Source organism: Lederbergia citrisecunda (assembly GCF_018343695.1).
Classification (GTDB): domain Bacteria; phylum Bacillota; class Bacilli; order Bacillales; family Bacillaceae_C; genus Lederbergia; species Lederbergia citrisecunda.
In genome coordinates this window covers 4,290,443-4,312,510 of the sequence record NZ_JAGYPJ010000001.1, presented here as the reverse complement: position 1 = coordinate 4,312,510, position 22,068 = coordinate 4,290,443, and the positions used below count along the sequence as shown (strand labels likewise).

The following is a 22,068-nucleotide window of genomic DNA, read 5'->3' as shown; positions in this document are numbered from 1 at the left end:
TATTACCTAAAAAATATGTTATGATTTTCTTAAACAAATATAAATGTTCTTGGAGGAGTCTGTCACCAAGGGATTACTATGTCCCTTGGTTGACAGGCTCCTTTTGTTTTTTTAAAAAAGGAAGGTGGAAATAATATGATATTAATTCTTCAACTTGCGATTATTTTAGTAGCCTCCAAAGTGGCAGGTAGTATAAGTGTAAGACTGGGGCAACCTGCCGTATTAGGAAAGCTCCTTATTGGAATTGTATTAGGTCCTTCTGTATTAGGTTTAGTAAATGAAACCGATACATTACAAGCACTTAGCCAAATTGGTGTTATTCTACTTATGTTTATTGCGGGCTTAGAAACAGATATTGATGAATTTAAACGAACTGGAAAAGCAGCTACGTTCGTAGGATTTGGTGGTATCATCGCCCCACTTGCACTTGGATATGCGGCTGGCTTCGCTCTAGGTCTTGATGTATTTGAATCTTTGTTTTTAGGTCTCCTACTATCTGCAACAAGTGTTAGTATTTCTGTACAAGCGCTTAAAGAAATGAATAAGCTGAAAAGCCGAGAAGGAACAACGATTTTAGGTGCAGCCGTCATTGATGACGTTGTTGTCATTATAGCGCTGGCATTCCTAATGAGTTTTGCGGGTGGAGACGTAAATATATCGATGGTTATTTTGAAGAAAGTATTATTTTTTGCAGGTGCCATTCTTGTCGGCTGGAAGGTTGTTCCATGGTTCTTAAATAAATTTTCAAAATTAAAAGTAACCGAAACCGTCATTTCTTCCGCTCTTATCATTTGTTTTGTGTTTGCGTATTTTGCAGAATATACTGGCGTTGCTGCTATCATAGGAGCTTATATTGCTGGAGTTTCTATTAGTGTAACCAAATTTAAGCAGGAGATTTTTGAAAAAGTAGAAACGATCAGTTATTCCATTTTTGTGCCTATCTTTTTCACCTCAATTGGTGTAATGGCCCAATTCAATGGAATTACAAAAAATTTAGGATTAATTGTTTTGCTTAGTATCATAGCAATTTTAACAAAATTAGTTGGTGCCGCATTGGGTGCGAAATTGTCCGGCTTTGGTTGGAGAAGTTCGTTAGGAATCGGTTCCGCTATGATTTCACGTGGTGAAGTAGCATTGATACTGGCATCCATTGGTCTCGATGCCATGTTATTAACTGAAGATATGTTTGCTGTAGTCGTAGTCGTCATTTTAGTGACAACGATCGTAACCCCTCCAATGATGAAAATGATTTTTAAGACAAATGACTCTGCGAAAGGTTGATGTGTTACACTTAAAGAAGAAAATCATTGTAAAGGAGAAATAAATTGATTAAAGCTGTTATATTCGATTTTGATGGAACGATCATTGATACCGAAACCCCTTGGTTTGACATTTATCGGACTGTATTAAAAGAAGATTATCATTTCGATTTAACGTTAGAGGAATTCGTAAAAATTGTAGGGACTACGAATGGCTCCTTATTCGATTTAATTGATCAAACACTAGATGAGCCAATGGATCGTCTTCATTTTAAAGAGAAAACTCATGAACACTATTTAAAAATTAAAGACGATCTTCCATTAAGGGATGGATTTTTGGATACTTTACATCGCATTCAGGATAATGGCCTTAAGCTTGCCATCGCTAGCAGTTCTCGCCGTGAATGGATTGTTGGATTTCTTGACAAGTACAACCTGACGGAATATTTTCCGATTATTCGTTCCGCAGAGGATGTCGAAGAAGTAAAACCGAATCCAGCTCTATATATTAAAACTATTGAAGCTTTAGGAATCGAGCCAGACGAAGCGATCGCAGTTGAAGATTCAGTAAATGGTTCTTTGGCAGCTATTCGTGCTGGAATCAACTGTCTCATCATCCCAAATGACGTTACAAAATCCTTAACCTTCCACGAAAATGCGAAATTGATTCAGTCTTATGCTGAATTTGATTGTGATCAATATTTAAATAAAGATACTTGGACAGCTAAACTCATGGAGCAATCATAATATCGATTGCTCTTCTTTGAATTTGCTTGAATGATATATAGAACATACTCCAACGGCAATAGAACATACTTCAACGACAATAGAAACCTCTTGAACGGCAATTGTATCTACTTCAACGTCAATAGAGGCCGCTCTAACGCCAATTGAACATGCTCCTAAGACAGAAGAAGCTTCCCGAACACCAATAGAATTACCTGTGCAGAATAGAAGTTCTAAAATGTATATTTACTTGCCAAATCATGAAAAATAAAAGAAATAAACAATCTACAGTTAGAATTTTCAAGTAAATTCGTGTAGAATAATAATTATGTTTCGGGAGTCTAAATATTAGGAGGAGATAGTATTGGGTAATCCACTCATCAAGGAAGCTCCTCGTCAGAGTGTGAGTTCCGATAAAATATGGACACGAGATTTTATTTTGATATGTCTGTCAAATTTTTTCGTTTTTCTTGGATTTCAAATGACATTACCCACTCTTCCATTGTTTGTTGAAAAGCTTGGTGGGAATGATCAACTTATAGGCATCGTTGTTGGAATCTTCACTTTTTCTGCTCTTCTCATTCGCCCCAGTGCTGGACACGCATTGGAAACGAAAGGAAGAGGGTTTGTATTTTTAACAGGATTGGGGATTTTCGTATTTTCAGTTGGTTCTTTCGGGTTTGTAAAAAGTCTACTTTTCTTATTTATTATGAGAATTATCCAAGGATTAGGTTGGGGCTTTTCAACGACCGCTTCCGGTACGATTGCCACTGACCTAATACCAGCAAATAAGCGTGGAGAAGGTATGGGGTTTTATGGACTTTCGGGGAATATAGCACTTGCCTTTGGACCATCCTTAGGTCTCGCTTTAGTAGGCGTAATTTCTTACACACAATTATTTTTAATATGCGCGGCTCTTGGAATATTGGCCATTTTGCTTTCATCAAAAATACGCTATAAACAAGTGGAAGCTAAAGCTGCTCCACAAGTTAAAAAATGGGACTTTTACGAAAAAAGTGCACTGCCTCCATCATTATTGTTATTCTTCATTACAGTAACATTCGGAGGGATTGCTTCCTTTTTGCCCCTTTATTCAACTCAAAAAGGTATTGAAGGAATTCAATGGTACTTTCTGCTTTATGCGGCAGCATTAATGCTTACACGTACTTTTGCTGGAAAATTGTACGACGAAAGAGGACATAAAGCAGTATTTATCCCTGGGACATTGTTAATTCTTATATCTATGCTGCTACTTTCTTGGCTTCCAAACAGTATGATTCTTTACACTGCTGCCGTTCTGTACGGATTAGGATTTGGAACAGTGCAACCGGCTCTACAGGCTTGGTCTGTTAAAGAATCACTTCCAAATCGACGAGGGATGGCGAATGCTACATTTTTCTCATTCTTCGATTTAGGCGTCGGAATTGGGGCTATCGTTTTTGGACAAATCGGTCATTGGTTGGGTTACAGCTCAATTTATATCGTAGCTGCTATATCTGTACTATGCTCCATTCTTTTATATTTATATATTTTAATGAAAAGTAGCGTAGGTAAGCCAGCTTGAGAGCTGGCTTATTATTTATTTTTCGTTTTATCCGTCCATGGCTCAAATGAAAACGGGACACCAACATATTTGGCAACCGCTTCATCATAAGAAACTAAGTCTTTCTTCGATAATTCTTTTAAAGATCTTTTCCCCATTGCCCTTAAGGCCGTTTTGATTTCTTCCGTACAAGCTGTCAGGAATTTTTCTGCCGCTTTCACCCCATCTTCTATTTTAAACTCATCCTTGAATTTCCCTTCATTCCACACAACTTGTGTTGGTGGTTCAAAAGGAACCGAATGAAAAACTTGATCGTGTGCTACAGCGAACAAAATAGCTGATCCCACATAGACAGCATCTGCGCCTAACGCCAACACTTTTAAAAAATGTCCTGGAACAAACAATCCTCCTGACACAATTAAACTAATTTTCCCTTTCATTTTTCTTTTTTCTAAATGATTTACTGCCCGAATGACGGCATGTATTGTTGGAATCCCAAAATCATCCGATATAATAGGCGCCGCGCCGAGTGTAGCTGCTTGTGCCCCATCAATCGCAATGAAATCGACACCCATCTCAATCAAATGGTCGATGTCTTCTTCAATTTTTCCACCGGCTCCCATTTTCGCTCCAATCGGGACTCCACCAGTTATTTTTCGGAGCTCATCCACAAGTTCCTTAATATCCTTTAATGTCTGGTTTTCGAAAAAATGCTCATGAATGACTGCTGTTTCATTTTCCTTCAATCCCATCACTTTACGGGAATTCCCAGTTAAGTTTTCTGGGGAAATCTTCAATCCCATCGCCATCATAGCGCCTTGACCTAGTTTAATTTCAACCATATCGGCTTGCTTAATTAAATCTTCTTCTTTAGACCATTCTGTTTTCCCAAATTGTAATATGTACTTCCCTGCTTTCTCTAGTTCTTCCGGCATAACGCCGCCTTCGCCGGAATTAATAGCTGTTCCGACATTGCTTGCTGCTTCTGCCAGTGAAAGGCGCACCTCTTCACTTAACGCAACCCCATAGCCCATTCCACTGATCATAAGTGGAATTTTTATGTCCATCGGCTTTTTTGCATTCGGACCAATCGTTACTTTCAAATCGACCTCTTCTTCCCCATCAACCGCAAATGGTGACGTCTGTGCTGGTATAAATGTAATCGCATCAAATTGAGGCCATTTTTTTGAAGATCCTAAAGGGCGGTGAAGTAAATCTCCCGATGCCGAACGCAAGTTGTTTTCAAGTATATTTTGGATGCCGATATGTCGAAATCCTGGAATCATTTCAATAATATTTTCTTGGTAGCTATCGGATAAAATGATTTTCCCGATTTTCCCGACCATTTTTTTCATAAACCAGCGCCAACCGAAAAGCATAAAAAGAAAAAACAAAAACATGATCGTAACTAGTCCTAATATCACAAACAGTAAAATGGTATTCATCGTTTTTTCCCCACAATGTTATTTCTCCTATTATTTCCGGTAAAGGGAAAAATATGTCTACATTGTATGAAAACGAACGTGAGAGAAAGAATAATATCAAAAGTATCAGCACCTATACAACAACGTATAATTTTCATGGCCTTAGACTTACGATAAATGAAATACGTTGAACCACAGATGAATTGACGTTGACTAATCGTAGAGTACAAGGTGTTATGATAGTCGACACTTACTTGCGCTAGTTAGAGACCGTCTCATATTAATCGCACAAAACTGCCAATTAAAGTTCCTCAACGAGAAAAAAGGAGTTCATCTTTATGTATGTCTTACAAGAAACGAACCATCGTCCCTACCCAATACCATCAAAGAAATGGATTATGCGGCAAAAATGGAGCAATGTATTTTTCATGCATTGGCCCATCCAACCCGAACTATTACAACCATACATCCCTTCCTCTATTGAAGTTGATACATATGATGGTTTTGCTTGGTTAGGTGTAATTATTTTTAACATAGATGGCATATATTTACGTGGATTTCCGCCTGTTTCCTTTCGTCCTGCATTTCCAGAAATCAATCTACGAACCTACGTAAAATGCGACAATAAACCAGGAATTTATTTTTTGTCCTTAGATGTTGACGACTGGACTTCCTATACTCTTGCAAAGAGATGGCTTAACGTACCATATCATCCTGCAAAGATATCCATTCAAAAAAACGTGGACACTTTTCATTATGAAAGTCTAAGAATGGGAAGTTCGAATACCCCTATTGTGTGTAAAGGATCTTTTACTCCTCAATCAAATATTTTTCACCCAAATAGTGATACAATCGACCATTGGCTATCTGAGCGATATTGCTTTTTTAGTAACGATCAACGCTCCAATATGTATTGTTTGGACATCCATCATCATCCATGGCCATTACAAAAGGCAGATGCTGTCATAAAAAAAAATGATCTTTTTAAACCTTTTAGCTTTCACCTTGAGGATGAGAAGCCTATTCTTCACTTTTCCCAAGGTGTTGAAGCACTTATCTGGAACATAAAGAAATTGTGAATTTTTTTCATCCCTGCATAAAAATCCCTTTATGAAGAATGATAAAAATGGAAATGATTTATCGATATGGGGGGATTTGCTTGATTCGCAATGTAAATAAATTATTTAAAGCATCAAAAAAAGAAAAACAGCAACCTTCCAAGCCGCAGGATGTTCTTCAAAATAATATGGATGAAAACATTGAAAAGTTTCGTTCCATCTATGATAACTGCTTTGACGTTGTATTCCGCTCCTTTCTTCTTTTTGAAAAAAAACTTGCCATAATTATATATATTGATGGTCTTTCTGATCTAGAGGGGATTGAAGAATACGTATTGACCCCACTGATGAAAAATCAAGCTAATCAACAACAGCCAATTGAAGAACTGCTTTACAATAAACTAGCTGTCAGCAAAATAAAAAAAGTACAATTGTTTGCTGACTGTATTGAATCCATTTCTAGCGGCAACCCCATTCTTCTTATTGATGGGGAAAATTATGCGTTTTCTTTAGGTTTAGCTAAATGGGAAAAACGTAGTATAGAGGAACCTGAAGGTGAGTCTTCCATTAAGGGGCCACGGGAAGGTTTTGTTGAATCTCTCGGCATTAATACATCTTTAATAAGACGCATTATTAAAAGTCCAGCACTAAAAATTCAAACTATGAAAATCGGTACATATACAAAGACGACAGTGGCAATTACCTATGTAGAAGGGCTTGTTGATAAAACATTAATTACAGAAGTTAAAAATCGACTAAATCGAATTAACATAGACGGGATTCTAGAGAGTGAATACATTGAGGAACTAATAGAAGATAACCCATTTTCACCTTTCCCTCAGTTTCTCTCAACAGAAAGACCTGATGTAGTATGCGCTAATTTATTGGAGGGGCGTGTTGGCATTTTAGTTGAAGGCACCCCATTTACAATAATTGCTCCTATTACGTTCTTCTCTTTGATGCAAACACAAGAGGATTATTATCAAAGATATATGATTAGTACATTAATCCGTTGGCTTCGCTATACGTTTGCAGGAATCTCTCTTTTTCTTCCCTCTGTATATGTAGCTATTACTACTTTTCACCAAGAGATGATTCCGGGAACTTTGTTGTTCAGCATTGCTGCCGCAAGAGAAACAGTCCCTTTCCCTGCGTTGGTCGAAGTTTTCTTAATGGAAATAACTTTTGAAGCGTTACGTGAGGCAGGGATTCGTTTACCGAAACAGATTGGTTCAGCTATTAGTATTGTTGGAGCACTCGTAATTGGACAGGCTGCTGTTCAAGCTGGATTAGTATCAACTCCCATGGTTATAGTGGTAGCCATTACAGGGATTGCTTCCTTTCTAATTCCTAGATATATTGCTGGAATTGCCATTAGAATGCTCCGTTTTCCAATCATTTTACTAGGGGGAACGTTGGGTTTGCTCGGAATTATGTTGGGGATTATTGCAATTGCTATTCATCTATGCAGTCTCCGTTCACTTGGAGTCCCTTACCTTTCACCTCTTGCCCCGATACAAAAAAGAGAGGTGAAATCTGTATTATGGAGATCTCCTTTTTGGATGATGGATACGCGTCCACATTTTACAGGAAACTATAATAAATATCGGCAATCGCCAAATCTGAAACCTGGCCCTAATAAGGGAGGAGATTCTTGAATTCGTATTGTGAGAAAATCCGTAAAGGATTGAAGGATATGAGAATAATATTACATTCAATTAGTTATTTCGCAATACTCGTTTTATTAACAGGCTGTTGGGATAAAGTTGAAATCAATGATCAAGCCATTATAACAGCAACAGCCCTAGACAAAGACGAAGATGGACAAATAGAACTCTCATTGCAGATTTTTATACCAAAATCCTTTTCTGCCGGAGGTCAGGGAGGGCCAGGAAGTTCCGGGCCAGTAACATTTAATACATCCCAGAAAGGAGATAACATTGCAGATGCATTATCAAAGGTTCAAGGAAAACTTTCACGTAAACTTTTTTGGGGACAATGTAAGGTATTCATCTTTGGTGAAGATTTAGCTAAAGATGGGATACAAAATCATATCGACTATCTGCTACGCCAACCTGAACCAAGAGAAAGGGCTTTAATGTTTGTGGCGAAGAAAGCAAAAAATGTCCTTGAAATGCCGGCTATCCTAGAACGTTTTTCTTCAGAAGGAATTAAGGAACAAGCAAGCTTAACGACTGGCATTAAAGTTACTTTACAAGATTTAGATGAGATGTTGACAGGAAAATCCAATGCAGCTGCCATCCCATACTTACAAATATCACAAGATAGGGAAATGGATGAACAAACCAAGAAAGTTGCTCATATATACGGGACTGCCGTGTTTAAAAATGACAAAATGATTGGAAAAATGTCAGAAAGGGAAACGAGAGGACTACTATGGCTCCGGGATGAATTAAAGGATTACACAGTTACCCTTCAAGTTGAAAATCACGACGGAGAAATTTCTTTAAATCCAGTATCAGCTGAGATTAACATGATTCCTAAAATCCACAATAATAACTGGAAAATGATCGTCAAAATAAAAACTGAAGGATCTATAGTGCTAAATACAACGGATTTTGAAATTACTAGTTCAAAAACAGTCAACAGAATCGAAAAAGCGTACAGAAAGAAAATTCATGAACGAGTAAAATTAGCCATGGATCTGTTACAAGATAAGTATAACGCGGACATTACGGATTTTGCCCAAAAGTTCTATCGGAAATATCCAAAAGAATGGAGAAGTGTAGAAAAACACTGGAGTAATAAATTTTCTGAGGTAGAAGTTGTGATTGATGTGGAAGCACATGTAAAAAGACAGGGCTATATAAATAATACAGCTGGAAGAAAGAAGAGTGAATAATAGTGAAATGGGGTGCTTTCTTTGGAGTAGCAGGAATCATTACTGCTATTCTCCTAATCAAATGGCCGAAAATGAAACAAACTCCGAAGAAAGACAAATGGGCGTTTTTAATTCTACTTTTCATTGCTTTGGGATTATCTTTATTTGACTTGCAATACATTGAGGGACCAAATTCAATACTTAAAAAACTTCTAGACCCGACATTTGGAAAATTCATGAAAAAATGAGTCTTTTAAATTTTTAAAACGGAAGGAGAAATGGTGATGGAGAAAGGAAGGATTTCGTCTCTTCAAATGGCTATGCTTATATATCCAACAATCGTAGCCACCGCTATCCTTTCAGTTCCAAGCATTACAGCAAACTATGCTCCACACGACTTATGGATGTCACCCATTTTTTCTTCCGTAGTCGGCTTCGTCACGGTATTCACTGCATATAAACTTTATAAACTTTATCCGAAAGAAACGATCATCCAATCCGTAGAAAAAATAATCGGAAAGATCCCTGGGAAAATAACCGGTTTTTTTATTTTGTTTTTTTACATAATGACTACTGGAGAAATAATAAGAGAATACAGTGAATTCATCGTTGGATCTTTCTTGTTTAAAACACCGATGGTTGTAATCATTGGGACGATGGTTCTGCTTTGTGCAACAACTGTCCATGCGGGTGTGGAAGTTTTGGGAAGACTAGCACAATTGTTTTTTCCGTTGTTTGTAATACCTCTTTTCATATTATTTCTATTATTAATTCCTAATTATGATGTAGGGAATATATTTCCAATTTTAGAACATGGCATTGGCCCTCCACTTAAAGGTTCCATCGTACTGGGTGGTTGGTTTTCGGAATTTTTTCTTATGATTTTTTTTCTTCCCTTTTTGAAAGATGAAAAAAAGATATTAAAACACAGTTTTACGAATGTCCTTGTTATCATGGTTACGTTAGTTTTGGTGAATCTAACAGTTCTTTTTGTACTCGGAATAACAACTGCGTCTAAAGTATACCCGTTAATGAACGGTGGACGTTATATTAGCTACGCTGATTTCTTCGAAAACTTAGAATCCGTTATTATGGCCGTATGGATTGTCGGTGCTTTTATTAAAATATCTGTTGCTTACTATGCCGTTGTATTAGGAACAGCACAGTGGCTGAATCTTTCTGATTACAAGCTCATCATATGGCCAATCGCGATATTAATTATAGAATTTAGCTTCTGGTCCCTCCCAAGCTCAATGAAGACTTACATGATTGACACCATCGTTTATGTACCCCTTGCAATTTCTATGCAAACGATTCTTCCTTTCTTTTTACTGCTAATTGCATTGTTTAGGAATAGGAAGAAAAAGAAGACGAAAACAACATCTAACACTAGCAAGAGCACATAAATGGCTTAAAACCTTAGAAAAGTTCAAGAAAAAAATAAGTCATCCTACAATTTTTTTTAAACAGGAAGGAGAAATGGTAATGGAAAAAGGAAGAATTTCCTCACTTCAGATGGCTATGCTTATGTATCCAACCATCGTTGCTACCGCTATCCTTTCAGTTCCTAGCTTTACAGCAATATACGCTCCACATGACTTATGGATTTCACCTATTTTTTCTTCTTTAATCGGCTTTGTAACGGTTCTAGTTGCTTATAAGCTCTATAAGCTATATCCAAAGGAAACGGTCATCCAATTCGTTGAAAAAATAACTGGTAAGATTCTAGGTAAAATAATTAGTTTTATCATCTTATTTTTCTATATACAAACGACCGGGGAAATTATTAGGGATTATAGTGAATTTATCGTCGGATCTTTCTTGTTTAAAACCCCAATGGTTGTAATTACGGGAACAATGGTACTTCTTTGCGCCATAGCTGTTCGGGCAGGCATAGAAGTATTAGGCAGACTAGCGCAATTGTTCTTTCCTCTTTTTGTACTTCCAATCTTCTTTTTAATTATCCTATTAACTCCTAATTTTGATGTAGGAAATATGCTCCCTATATTAGAAAAGGGTATTGGACCACCTCTTAAAGGTTCCATTGTACTTGGTGGATGGTTTTCGGAATTTTTTCTTATTATTTTTCTTCTTCCTTTTGTAAAAGATGACAAAAAGAGATTAAAATACAGTTTATTTAATGTTTTTTCCATCATGGTCACTTTAGTAATGGTAAATCTCACAGTTCTATTTGTACTTGGAATTACGACCGCCTCTAAGATATACCCGTTAATGAACGTAGGAAGATATATTAGCTATGCCGATTTCTTCGAAAACTTGGAATCCGTAATTATGGCTGTATGGATAGTTGGTGCTTTTATTAAAATTTCCGTGTTTTATTATGCCATTGTTTTAGGAACAGCACAGTGGCTTAACCTTTCTGATTATAAGCCCATCATATGGCCAATCGGGATTTTACTTGTAGAATTCAGTTTCTGGTCCATCCCTAATGCCATGGAATTTTCCGTGACAGAAATCGTCGCTTTTCCACCAAATGCAATCTTTATTCAAACCATCCTTCCTCTCATCTTGCTGATTATTGCATTGTTTAGGAATAGGAAGAAAAAGAAGACGAAATCTAAAACACGAACTGGTTGAAATCTAAGAATAAAGATACACCAGCTAGTAATTTAAAGCTGGTGTATCTTTATTTATTTTGGTAAATATAACTTTACATCGTCAAATAAAGCAGTACCTTCATAATAATTTATATGTGGGTCACCAAAAAAGAAATAATCCGGGTAAGCAGAACCTTCTGGCCAAGTTTCATAAGTTTTTCCGTTAAACGTTTTCAATTGATTATAATGTGGTTCAGTGTATTCTTCTGGTGTTTGATTATAGTGCCATGTCAAAGGATCTTCTCTAAATTTCCTTGAAGCTTTGTAAGTTGTTTGACCACCATAGTAAAAATTACCTGACACTGACATTGTATAACTTTCCCCATCCCTCTCAATTGCAAAAACATATTCTTCATTATCGAGATACTTATCAACGAAGATTGGTCCATTTTTAAAGCCATCTGGTGTATATGAGGAAAATTCATTTCCTGTCCAGTTACTTCCAAAATCGTTTCCTTGTAGCCATATCATACTAATATAATGTGATCCATCTTCCTCTGCCTTACCTGTATTGGGGTTCCAAACTTTGGACCAAGATGACCCATCATAATTATTATTGTCGGTATCCATAACGACTTTACGGTGATGGTGTATAAAAACATTATTATGTGGAGCAGGGTTAGGGTAATCCGTAATGGATAAAAAATATACTCCATTTTCATTTACTGCAGGAACTGGCGTTGTACTTCTATCTGAAAAACGCCATGGATCGGCTACCTCATCGCCATCATAACCATTAAACTTTCCATTATGCTCCCAACTACCGTCCTTTTCTCCCCCAAAGTTAATATTTGATACTGTTACTTCTACTCTATATTTTTCAGGCAAAGGATTTGTTGAACGGATAATACCTCCATCATAGTGACGTGTTGATATAAGTTTCGCCTTGCCTTTATCATTGATAAAAGTTCCTCCAGTCTCAGGAACTCCATCCTTATCAGAGTCTCTACCATATAGTTCAATCGTTAACCAATCATTTTTTCCATACTTGTAGGATTTACGGAAAGATCTAAACTGATTAAGACCATCGATAAAATCCTGGCCACCCTTTTCCATGAAAAATTCACCATCTTCATCAAATGGACCGACATGGTAAGGACTATCTTCACCATAAGTATCTTCAATCCACTCTTCAGGTTCGTTAAAAGGTTTATTGAATTTTTCATGATAAATTAATTTCCACTTTATCTCTTTTTCTTTCTTTTCCTTTTTAGGTTTCTTCTCTTTTTTTGATTTTTCATCGCTATTGATTTTTTTTGTATCGGCTAGATCAATATTTGTATTCTTTGCAAAGACTTTATATATTGTATTTGGGCTGCCAATACCATAACCAATAGGTATCACAATTGCCAAACTTGAAACAAGGATCAGTTTTAACGCTTTATTTCGCAGCATTTCTACACTTCCTTCTATTAAAGTTCAACTCTATGAAACCTAAAGACTTAATTGTTTAGTTGTATAGAAATGTTTAATTATCCAGCTTTCGTATGAGGTGGTTTAATGTTTGTTTTATAAGAATGCCAGAATCCATAAGCAAGAAGTGCAATTAGTGGTATAAAGAGTAGTATTTTAAGACCTGCTTTAACAAAAAGACTAACAATGGTTAACACAATAATTCCATCTGGTACTAGAAAAGCGATACCTGTTACACCATAAGTTTCTAATCCGAATAAAGGATAAAATAAAGCTACAGGAATTGTTAAGACTAATCCATATATAAATCCTGATACCATCGCACCTCTTCGTCCACCAAGAGCATTTCCAAATATCCCTGCAACACCGCCTGTGAAAAACCCTCCAATAATAGATGGTAGAGGAATTACAGTGTTAAATACATTAGATACAAGCATTCCTACAACCATACCTACAATTGCAAAAAGAAAACCTAGCATTAATGCAGTTGGCGCATAAGGAAACACGATAGGACAATCTAGTGCCGGTTTTGCACCAGGTACTAGCTTCAGTGCTATTCCACGAAATGCAGGAACAATTTCTCCTAAAAACATCCTAACTCCTTGGAGTAATATTAAGACACCTGCAGCGAATCCTAAACCTTGTATAATTGTAAAAGTAAGCCAGCCTTGATCACCACTTAATGTTTGCATGAAGGTGGGTCCTGCAGCTATAGCGGTTACGATATAAATTACAAGCATTACAATTGAAATAGATATTGCAGTATCCCTGAAGAAATCCATACCCTTTGGTAAATTTACGTCTTCACTATTTTTTTGGGGGTTTCCTACAGTTTTTCCAATCCAAGCGGATAAAACTACACCTGTTGTAGTTAAGTGACCATATGCTAAATCATCTGTCCCCGTCACTTTCTTCATTATTGGTTGCGCTATTGCAGGGAGAATTGTTAGTGTCATTCCTTGAATAATAGATCCATACATGATTGTTTCCCATTCAGTTACTCCTAGATCATAAAAAGCCCACGACAATCCACCTGCCATAATCCACATCATATGGCCTGTTAAAAAAATATACTTATAGGGAGTAAAGCGAGCTAATAATACATTGATTAAAAATCCAAGAGCTAATATTATTGAAGTAGTTCGAGCAATAACAGGAACTTTTTCAGAAAGAGCACCTATCACTGCCTCATCAAAAGGCACAACACCAGTTAATCCAAATCCTTTTGTAAACATATCACTAAACGGAGTTAAATAACTTACAATAACTCCTGCACCCGCAGTCAAAATAAGTAGGCCAAGTATCGTTTTTAGTGTCCCTCTTATCGTGTCGGAAAAAGACTTTTTCTGAACTAGTAATCCTGCAAGTGCTACTAACCCTAGAGTTATCGCAGGTGTAGTTAATAATTCAATAATTACATTTAACACCTTCTCACCCCTAATTTTTATTATTCAAGTACTCCAATAGCTTTTCTCTTATCTCTTGTTTGTTGGTCATAAACTTCAGGTATATGACATCAGCATTCACTCCAGAAATCTGACTCTCCATATCAGAAGCAGTTACTATTAAGTCCACTTCCTTACCCATTATTGACCCTATATCTGATGCTTCCACTTCTGCTTTGTATCCGATTTCACTCAGGATATCATCGATTGTCATTTTCACCATTAAGCTAGTGCCAAATCCCATTCCGCAAACGGTTACAATTTTCATAATTGACCTCCTCCCCTATAAACATGAAATTCTCTTTTTATACTTTTTAATATGTTCACGGTTAATTTCATCACCTCCATCCACGTTAGAACTTACCCATATGGGTGGAGTCACTCCGTCCTGAGCAAGTTTATTTACCACCTCCACAATAAGTGCTTGAATGAGTGTAAAACCAACTATAGAAGAAACTGGTCCAAATTTAGTCTGGATATCTGACAGTTCCATTACAGCATCACCTTTTGGTGCATTTCCGTCGAGTATCACATCTGCAATATCGATTAATTTTTTGCCGCTCGGATGACGAGATTCTACTCCATCTGAAAAAGCCTTTGATGTAAGTGCAATTACAAATAATCCTCTCTTTTTAGCCTCTAAAGCCATTTCAATAGGTACCGCATTACGTCCTGAAGTGGATGCGATCAAAACAACTTCCTCCGAACGAGTTTCCTGATTACCCCATATTATTGATGCGTATCCTTCTAATCTCTCAAACCATGTACTCTTGGGAGCAGAAGGTCGAAGAGAAAGGCTAGGTTCTAAAATAGGATTGACAGGAACTAAACCACCAGCTCTATAAAAAATTTCTTCTGCATACATTTGAGAATGCCCACAACCGAATACATGCAAAATTCCATCATTTTTAATAGAATTAGCGACCAGTTGAGCTCCTTTTTCAATCATTGGCAATTGCTGTCTTGTTTGTTCTATTAATTCCTCTACTTTTTCAATAAAATTAATTGCTAACATAATAAACACCTCTTTTTATGAAATTCCAATACTTTTACTTAAAGTGGACACAGCATCTTCAACAGACAGTGCATTTTTTAAGTTCAGTATTGCTTCTTCATCATTTAACAGGGTCATCATTTGAGATAATGCTCTTAAATGCATAGTATTATCCACAGCACCGAAGGCAAAGACAAGGTGTACAGGATCCTTCTCTTCATTTCCAAAAGAAACACCTCCTTGACAAACTATTAAACTCATACATACTTTCGAAACCCCGTCTTCAGGACGCGCATGCAAAAGGGCAACACCTGGAGCAATCACAACATACGGACCATGATTCTTTATAACTTCCACCATTGCATTAATATATCTTTCTTCAATACATTTCTCTTCTAATAATATTTTTCCAGCAATATATACAGCTTCTTCCCAATCCTTACAATCTTTATGAACCTGTATTGTATTTTCATTTAGTAAATCTTGTAGCATTGGTCTTATATCCTCCTTCAACTTTTTCATCCCCTGCATTGGTTTTGTATATATATGTTGATAAAAAATATTCCTGATGCTTTCGCGAAAGTCAGATGGATTTTCAAGACCACTTTTCTTGGCTTCTTGAACAATCTCCTCAATAACAAACTCCCAATGAGTAGAGGAGTGACCACTTTTGTTAATTTCAAGACGCAATCTATCAATTTCAGGCCCGTTTAGAATTGGATTAATACATATAGTAGGTATTATTGGATGATTAATTTCAATCGTTGAAATGATTAAGTCAACTTCATTAGGATCTAGATATTGAGCCTCGTAAAAATTTTTATTTCCCACAACCACTATTTCCGCGAATTCTCGTGCTAGTTGAATTTGTAAGAGGTTTGAAGTTCCAATTCCGTGACCACAGACTAATATGACTCGTTTCTTTTGAACATGTTTTACACTTTGCATACGTTCAAGTACTGCACTTACATGCAATGTTAAATAACCTATTTCATCTTCTGGTACTAACGAAGGTAGGAAGGATTCTACTGAAAGTACTGCTAACTTTGTAGCGGTATATATTTCAGGGTACTTTTCCTGAACTTCCCTTAATAATTCATTTTGGATAGGGATACCAAACTTTAATCTCTCTAACATAGGCTTAATATGACTGTATAAACCAATCATAAATTGTTGATCGCTTCTTAAATCAAGTCGAGTAAAAACTTCTAGTGTCCTTACAAAACTTTCTACAATCTTTTCAGTTTCTGATTTAGATTCAAAGTATAGTCTTTCCACTGGATTCATAAATCGAGAACTTGCTATGTGCATAGCAAGATATGATATCTCCTCGTCAGAAAAGTTAATTTCCTTAAGTTTTTGTTGCAAAACTCCGAATATTTCTTCGGCAGTTCTATATGCAGATAAACTAGAAATATAATTAAGATGTTCGTCATTAATCCTAATCATTTTCCTTCTTTTATTTCTATAAATAATAATGGCAATATGAATGACAAGAGAGGCTATTGTATCATCAGTAACTCTATAGTTTTCAAGTGGTAGGATATTACGGATCAGTTGGTTAAGTAAGTAAAAGTCTTCTTCCCCTAACAACCAATCTAATATAATGAAGTAATTATTATTTATGTAGTCAATGGCAGGATAATTATATTGAAGGTGCACAAATAAGTAGGGCAAGCTTATTCGATTTACTGTAATCAAATATTCCTTTATTAGATCAAAAGTCGCTAATCTCCAAAGAATTTCTGAACCGACTATTTGAATGCCATAATTTTGCTTACGAATCAAAACTAACCCTTTTTGTTCAATCCATTTTTGCACATGATTTAAATCTCGTAAGATTGTGGATTCACTAACAAAAAATTCAATCTCCATTTCTTTAATGATTATAGGTTCATCCTTCTTAAATAAGTGCATCAAAATTAAGTAACGACGTTCCTCAGGACTATAAACTTTCACTAATGGATTTTGTTCATGTACAAACTTAGTCATTTGTATTTTTTCTTTGTCAGCCACTTTTAAAAAGACCTTTGAACCTTCTGTGCGGATAATTGAGGCATTCCACTTATGTTCTTTAAACAAGTCATTTAAATCCGCTATATCCTGCTGAATAGTACGTATATTGACATTAAAAATAGAGGCTATTTTGTGAGTTGGTAAACATTTATTTTGTTTTATAAGGAATTGTAGTAGATGGACGACACGCCGTTTAATGATAATCACATCCTTTGTTCCTATTATTTAAAGTCTAATGCAAAGAACATGAAATAAACAACCAGTAATTACCGTTAATTTTTTCACTCAAAAACATAAGAGGTGACGATAATAATTCAAGTTAGCACTAAATAATGATTTTAGTCATACAAACCACTCTATATAACAAAAAGCATTCTTGGCAAAATTGCACTGAATGCTTTTCATTTTTTCTATTGAATTGGAAATAATTTTATAGGTGGAAATTGATCTAATATTTCTCCACTTTCCACTAAACCAATCATTTTTTGTAAGTCTCTTAAAATATATCGGTCTTCCCACATCGGATTAATTGACTGCCTAATCCATTGATGGAGAGAATTGGTTCCTTTCCCCATTGCTAAACCATCCATATTTTCAGTAATTAAATCAATGGCTTGAGCAGATAAAAGAAGTTCGATTGATAAAACTTGTTGAGCATGATCAATCATTTTCATAAGCTTGCGAACTCCAGTCATCGCCATACTATTATGGTCTTCTTGGTTTCCTTTGGAAGGCACTGACCCTACGCTCGCAGGGGTAGCTAATATTCTCATCTCGCTAACTATAGCAGTCGCATTTGCGTGAACAAGCGCAAATCCTGTGTTTAGCCCGGCTACAGCAATTAAATTAGCAGGCAAACCATAACTCATAATGGGGTCAAGTAAACGTGCCGATCTTCTTTCCGATATAATGGCCATGTCAGTAATGACAATCCCCATAAAGTCTAGTGCATATGAAAGGTGGGCACCATGATAGTTCCCTCCACTTAAACTCTCAAACTTAGCTCCATCTGAAAAAATAAGCGGATTATCTTTCGAAGCGTTCATCTCTCTTACCAAAATTGATTTCACATAAAGTAAAACATCTTTAATAGCTCCGTGAACTTGGGCGGTTGAGCGAATGCTTACAGCATCTTGAACTCTAGGTGAAAATTCTCCTAAACGCTGTCTTCCTTCTGCTGTGCACCACTGAGAACCTTTTAAAAACTCATATATTATCCGGGCTGTTTCCTGCTCAGTATAAAGATTATTAGCTTCATGAATACGTGGATCAAGCGCATCCAATTCTCCTCTTGTTGCTTCAATCGTCATAGCAGCAGCCATATCCGCAGTTCGACAAAGCTGCTCGGTTTGATAATATGCAAATAAAGATGATGCCAATACCATCGTACTTCCATCGATTAATGCCAGAGCTTCTTTTGCTTTCAAATTAAATTGAACTGGAACGATATTGGCCTTTTCTAAAAGAGTATTACTTTTTCCTTCTTCCCCATTGTATCTAGCCCTTCCTTCCGGAGCTCCAACCATACATAAACCGATATGTGCCATTGGCTGTAAATCCCCTACACCTAAAGATCCAATTTGCGGAACACACGGAATTACACCTTTGTTCAACAATAATAGCAGACGCTCAATCATCTCCACTCTTACTCCGGAATGACCACGAGCAAGTACATTTGCCCTTAATAGCATGGCTAGTCGAACGACAGGTTCAGGGAAATCAGGACCGAGTCCAACAGCGTGGGAAAGAAAAATATTTTGTTGAAACGCATTTTGGTCATGTTCATCAATGACATAATCCTTCAACTTCCCCAACCCAGTTGTTACCCCATAGATGGCCTTCTTATCTTCAAGCAACCATTGGTCAACAGCAGCACGATAATGTTTTACTCTCTCTATTGCAGCCGCTGACAAAGTGACTTTTATGTTTGGATATTGTATAAACTCTACGATATTCTCAAATGATAAGGAATACCCGTCAATAATGATGTTCTTAGTTTCGAAAGTCACCGGCTTTCACCTTCTATCAATTAAAGTTACTAAATATGTTATATACTATGATCAAAATTCATTATTGCCCTAGCTAAAGCCTCTACACCCCTAGTGACGTCTTCAAAATCAGTCCACTCTTCAGGACAATGACTTCTTCCGTCCCGACTAGGAACAAAAATCATTCCTACCGGTGCAATGGTTGCGAGTTGATTGGCATCATGGCCGGCACCGCTCGGTAAATATTGCGATTCTCCAACTATTCCACAAGCATCTGCAACTATTTCTTGTATATCAGGAAGTACTCGAATAGCATCAGACTTTGATAGATTATCCAAGGTGATGCAGAGTGAACGCTCAGTCGCAACACGGTTAGAAAAATCAGCAAATTTTTTCATTATCATTTCTATAATCTTCGAATCTATCGATCTAACTTCTAACTCAAATGTTACAAGCCCTGGAATGACATTTGCACCATTTGGTTCATTGATGAATTTCCCAACAGTCCCTACTACAGGATCAGAATAAGATTCCTTACATAATCTTTCTAGTTCCAATACTAGTTCCGACGCCCCTGTTAATGCATCAAATCGCATATCCATCGGAGTCGTTCCTGCATGATTTGGTTTCCCTTCTACTGTGACCCGGTAACGATGGATACCGACTATACCCGTTACAACTCCGAGTTGCTTTTTGTTCTGCTCCAAAACAGGACCTTGTTCAATATGTAATTCCAAATATAAGCTGACGTCCCCTTTTCTTCGGGCAAGTTCTTCAATCTTGTCTGGATTTCCACCAATCATTCGTATTCCATCTTCCAACACTAATCCGGTTGGGTCCGTACGTTTTAACATCTCAGGAGACAAATTTCCAACCATCGCTCGACTTCCAATTGTAGATATACCGAACTCGCTCGGTTCTTCAGCGGTAAAGTCCACAATTTCCAGAGAATGATTCAGGGTCGTTCCTGTTTCTTGTAAGCGACGGGCAATTTCAATGCCGGCAATGACACCAATAATACCATCAAACCTGCCGCCACCTATGACTGTATCTGTGTGTGATCCAATCATGATTGGTTTTAGATGCGCTTTGCTGCCTTCAATTTTTCCAATTAAATTACCGCCAGCATCCGTACTAACTTGCAATCCAGATTGCTCCATCTGTTGTTCTAGCCATGATCGTCCTTCCTGATACCATGGTGTAAACGGTCTTCTCGTCCAGCCTGGTTTCGACGGATCTACCATAGACGCTAGTGTTTCTATATAATTCTGAATTCTTTCCTTGTTGGGATGTAAGTGAAATTCGTTCTTCAAACCATTCACCCCTTAGTTACTTTATGCATAGATTTTACGAATCGCCCCGTACCAGGTGTACCTAACAGCTGTCCTTCTTCTCTATAAACTTGTTGTCCACGAACATAAGTATGAGTGATTTTCCCTTCCATTTTACGATTATGATATGGACTCCATTGCGCAGTAGAATGCAAAGTAGTTTCATCAAGCGTATATGACCTGTTCGGATCTAGTATCACAAAATCTGCATCCATTCCAACTTCTATACGACCTTTGCAATGATCCAAACCAAATGTATAGGCTGGATTTTCGGAAAGGATTCTGACTAGATCGAAAATCGTAATTTTGCCTGTAGCGACACCTTCGCTATACATGATGGGCAATAAGGTTTCAACCCCAGGTGCTCCTGAAGCATTTTTAAAAATATCTTCATTTGCTTTTCGATCGAGTGTCCAAGGCGCATGGTCCGAAGTCACCATATCAATTCTTCCTTGGGCAAGTAGATTCCATAGATCTTCTATGTCATCTTTACTACGGAGCGGTGGGTTTATTTTTCCTCTAGCACCAAGCTCTAACATATCGTCTTCACTTAACGTTAAATAGTGTGTACATGTTTCTGCCGTCACTTGAACACCTTGAGAACGATAAAAGTCGACCAAATCGAATACACGTTGAAAAGTACTATGATATAAATGCAATTTTACTCCTGTATAAAAAGCCAACTCCATCGCCGTTAAAGCTGCAACAGATTCCGCCACCTTCGGACGACTATATGCATGTGTACGTGGATCCTCTTTGCCTTGATGTTCATATTTATGAATATAACGTCTAACAATATCATCATTTTCAGCATGAACACCAACGGGACAACCCGTTTGCGCAATGACTGAAAAGGCATCAAGCAATTGACCTTCATCAATTCTTGGAAAGCGGAACGAGTCTGTATTAAACATCGATACTTTAAATCCACATGCACCAGCTTCAGCGAGTTTTGTGATTTCATCTAATCCATTTTCTTTTTGAATGGTTGCTAAAAGAGCTGTATCGACAATGGACTCCTTTTCCAAACGCTCTACTTTTTCTAGAAACATTTTTTCATTGCAAACCATGCCTGTCGCATCATAAGGCATTTCAATTATTGTCGTAACTCCCCCCGCTGCAGCGGATAACCCAGCATTTGTAAAGCCTTCTTCAAGAGAACTAAAACAATGAACATGCGCATCAATTGCACCGGGAAGGATATAAGACCCAGTAGCATCTACTATTTCTTTTTCAGGCAACTCACTGTTCTTTTCATAAATGGCGCTTATTTTTCCATTTGATATAGCTATTGTTGCATCATAAACAATGCGATCAGGCAAAACTACATTACCTTTCACAAGCAAATCATTATGAAGTGTTTCCATTCATTCTCCTCCATCTATTGCGTGTTCAAAAAGGCAGATAAAAA

The 22,068-nt window shown here is 37.0% G+C and carries 18 protein-coding genes; 9 read left to right on the top strand and 9 right to left on the bottom strand.

The genetic code is table 11. The features are described from left to right. Nucleotides 1-138: 138 nt before the first annotated feature. From KHA93_RS21100 to KHA93_RS21090, 3 genes are all read left to right on the top strand, one after another. Nucleotides 139-1,281, top strand: a complete 1,143-nt coding sequence (locus KHA93_RS21100; RefSeq protein WP_213113073.1) for a cation:proton antiporter — start codon at nt 139-141, stop codon at nt 1,279-1,281. 44 nt (nt 1,282-1,325) lie between these two features. Further along, a complete protein-coding gene (locus tag KHA93_RS21095; RefSeq protein ID WP_213112516.1) occupies nt 1,326-2,006 on the top strand; it encodes an HAD family hydrolase in 681 nt (226 codons plus the stop codon). 343 nt (nt 2,007-2,349) lie between these two features. Beyond that, nucleotides 2,350-3,549: an MFS transporter gene (locus tag KHA93_RS21090; protein ID WP_213112515.1), complete on the top strand. Its 1,200-nt coding sequence runs from the start codon at nt 2,350-2,352 to the stop codon at nt 3,547-3,549. A gap of 11 nt (nt 3,550-3,560) precedes the next feature. Here KHA93_RS21090 and KHA93_RS21085 read toward each other — a convergent pair whose 3' ends face one another. Further along, the gene (locus tag KHA93_RS21085) at nt 3,561-4,973 is read right to left on the bottom strand and encodes an FMN-binding glutamate synthase family protein (protein WP_213112514.1); all 1,413 of its coding nucleotides are present in this window, start codon (nt 4,971-4,973) and stop codon (nt 3,561-3,563) included. A 317-nt stretch (nt 4,974-5,290) separates the two neighbouring features. Between KHA93_RS21085 and KHA93_RS21080 the strand changes: the two genes are divergently transcribed. The 6 genes from KHA93_RS21080 to KHA93_RS21055 all read left to right on the top strand — a co-directional run bounded on the left by KHA93_RS21080 (nt 5,291) and on the right by KHA93_RS21055 (nt 11,450). Further along, on the top strand, nt 5,291-6,031 hold the full coding sequence (locus KHA93_RS21080) for a YqjF family protein (RefSeq protein WP_213112513.1): 741 nt from the start codon (nt 5,291-5,293) through the stop codon (nt 6,029-6,031). A gap of 47 nt (nt 6,032-6,078) precedes the next feature. Continuing rightward, complete coding sequence (locus KHA93_RS21075; RefSeq protein ID WP_432806357.1) at nt 6,079-7,668, top strand: spore germination protein; 1,590 nt, start codon at nt 6,079-6,081, stop codon at nt 7,666-7,668. Beyond that, nucleotides 7,665-8,873 (top strand): Ger(x)C family spore germination protein, encoded by a 1,209-nt coding sequence (locus KHA93_RS21070; RefSeq protein WP_213112512.1) that lies wholly within the window; start codon nt 7,665-7,667, stop codon nt 8,871-8,873. Before KHA93_RS21075 ends, KHA93_RS21070 begins: the two co-directional genes overlap by 4 nt. A gap of 2 nt (nt 8,874-8,875) precedes the next feature. Beyond that, nucleotides 8,876-9,100: a hypothetical protein gene (locus KHA93_RS21065; protein ID WP_213112511.1), complete on the top strand. Its 225-nt coding sequence runs from the start codon at nt 8,876-8,878 to the stop codon at nt 9,098-9,100. A gap of 36 nt (nt 9,101-9,136) precedes the next feature. After that, nucleotides 9,137-10,258 carry a GerAB/ArcD/ProY family transporter gene (locus tag KHA93_RS21060; protein WP_213112510.1) on the top strand — a complete coding sequence of 374 codons (1,122 nt, stop codon included), beginning with the start codon at nt 9,137-9,139 and terminating at the stop codon, nt 10,256-10,258. Nucleotides 10,259-10,337: 79 nt separating this feature from the next. Next, the gene (locus KHA93_RS21055; protein WP_213112509.1) at nt 10,338-11,450 is read left to right on the top strand and encodes a GerAB/ArcD/ProY family transporter; all 1,113 of its coding nucleotides are present in this window, start codon (nt 10,338-10,340) and stop codon (nt 11,448-11,450) included. Between the two features lie 53 nt (nt 11,451-11,503). Here the strand turns inward: KHA93_RS21055 and KHA93_RS21050 are convergent, their stop codons facing one another. From KHA93_RS21050 to KHA93_RS21015, 8 genes are all read right to left on the bottom strand, one after another. Next, nucleotides 11,504-12,865, bottom strand: coding sequence for a hypothetical protein (locus KHA93_RS21050; protein WP_213112508.1), 1,362 nt, complete (start codon nt 12,863-12,865; stop codon nt 11,504-11,506). Between the two features lie 77 nt (nt 12,866-12,942). Further along, the gene (ulaA, locus tag KHA93_RS21045) at nt 12,943-14,310 is read right to left on the bottom strand and encodes a PTS ascorbate transporter subunit IIC (protein ID WP_213112507.1); all 1,368 of its coding nucleotides are present in this window, start codon (nt 14,308-14,310) and stop codon (nt 12,943-12,945) included. A gap of 10 nt (nt 14,311-14,320) precedes the next feature. Continuing rightward, nucleotides 14,321-14,596, bottom strand: coding sequence for a PTS sugar transporter subunit IIB (locus tag KHA93_RS21040; protein WP_213112506.1), 276 nt, complete (start codon nt 14,594-14,596; stop codon nt 14,321-14,323). Nucleotides 14,597-14,611: 15 nt separating this feature from the next. After that, complete coding sequence (locus KHA93_RS21035) at nt 14,612-15,343, bottom strand: sugar isomerase domain-containing protein (protein ID WP_213112505.1); 732 nt, start codon at nt 15,341-15,343, stop codon at nt 14,612-14,614. Nucleotides 15,344-15,358: 15 nt separating this feature from the next. Beyond that, nucleotides 15,359-17,545 (bottom strand): BglG family transcription antiterminator, encoded by a 2,187-nt coding sequence (locus KHA93_RS23760; protein WP_213112504.1) that lies wholly within the window; start codon nt 17,543-17,545, stop codon nt 15,359-15,361. A gap of 203 nt (nt 17,546-17,748) precedes the next feature. Then, on the bottom strand, nt 17,749-19,347 hold the full coding sequence (locus KHA93_RS21025) for an HAL/PAL/TAL family ammonia-lyase (RefSeq protein WP_213112503.1): 1,599 nt from the start codon (nt 19,345-19,347) through the stop codon (nt 17,749-17,751). A 38-nt stretch (nt 19,348-19,385) separates the two neighbouring features. Then, nucleotides 19,386-20,639 (bottom strand): N-carbamyl-l-glutamate amidohydrolase ErtE, encoded by a 1,254-nt coding sequence (gene ertE, locus KHA93_RS21020; RefSeq protein ID WP_233711256.1) that lies wholly within the window; start codon nt 20,637-20,639, stop codon nt 19,386-19,388. Nucleotides 20,640-20,644: 5 nt separating this feature from the next. Next, entirely contained in the window at nt 20,645-22,024 is a 1,380-nt protein-coding gene (locus KHA93_RS21015; protein ID WP_213112502.1) for a dihydroorotase, read from the bottom strand. Between the last annotated feature and the right edge of the window lie 44 nt (nt 22,025-22,068).

Coding starts and splice junctions, on each gene's coding strand:
- KHA93_RS21085 (WP_213112514.1), bottom strand. CDS start 4,973: ATGAATACCATTTTACTGTTTGTGATATTAGGACTAGTTACGATCATG.
- KHA93_RS21080 (WP_213112513.1), top strand. CDS start 5,291: ATGTATGTCTTACAAGAAACGAACCATCGTCCCTACCCAATACCATCA.
- KHA93_RS21075 (WP_432806357.1), top strand. CDS start 6,079: ATGGAAATGATTTATCGATATGGGGGGATTTGCTTGATTCGCAATGTA.
- KHA93_RS21060 (WP_213112510.1), top strand. CDS start 9,137: ATGGAGAAAGGAAGGATTTCGTCTCTTCAAATGGCTATGCTTATATAT.
- KHA93_RS21055 (WP_213112509.1), top strand. CDS start 10,338: ATGGAAAAAGGAAGAATTTCCTCACTTCAGATGGCTATGCTTATGTAT.
- KHA93_RS21050 (WP_213112508.1), bottom strand. CDS start 12,865: ATGCTGCGAAATAAAGCGTTAAAACTGATCCTTGTTTCAAGTTTGGCA.
- KHA93_RS21040 (WP_213112506.1), bottom strand. CDS start 14,596: ATGAAAATTGTAACCGTTTGCGGAATGGGATTTGGCACTAGCTTAATG.
- KHA93_RS21035 (WP_213112505.1), bottom strand. CDS start 15,343: ATGTTAGCAATTAATTTTATTGAAAAAGTAGAGGAATTAATAGAACAA.
- KHA93_RS21015 (WP_213112502.1), bottom strand. CDS start 22,024: ATGGAAACACTTCATAATGATTTGCTTGTGAAAGGTAATGTAGTTTTG.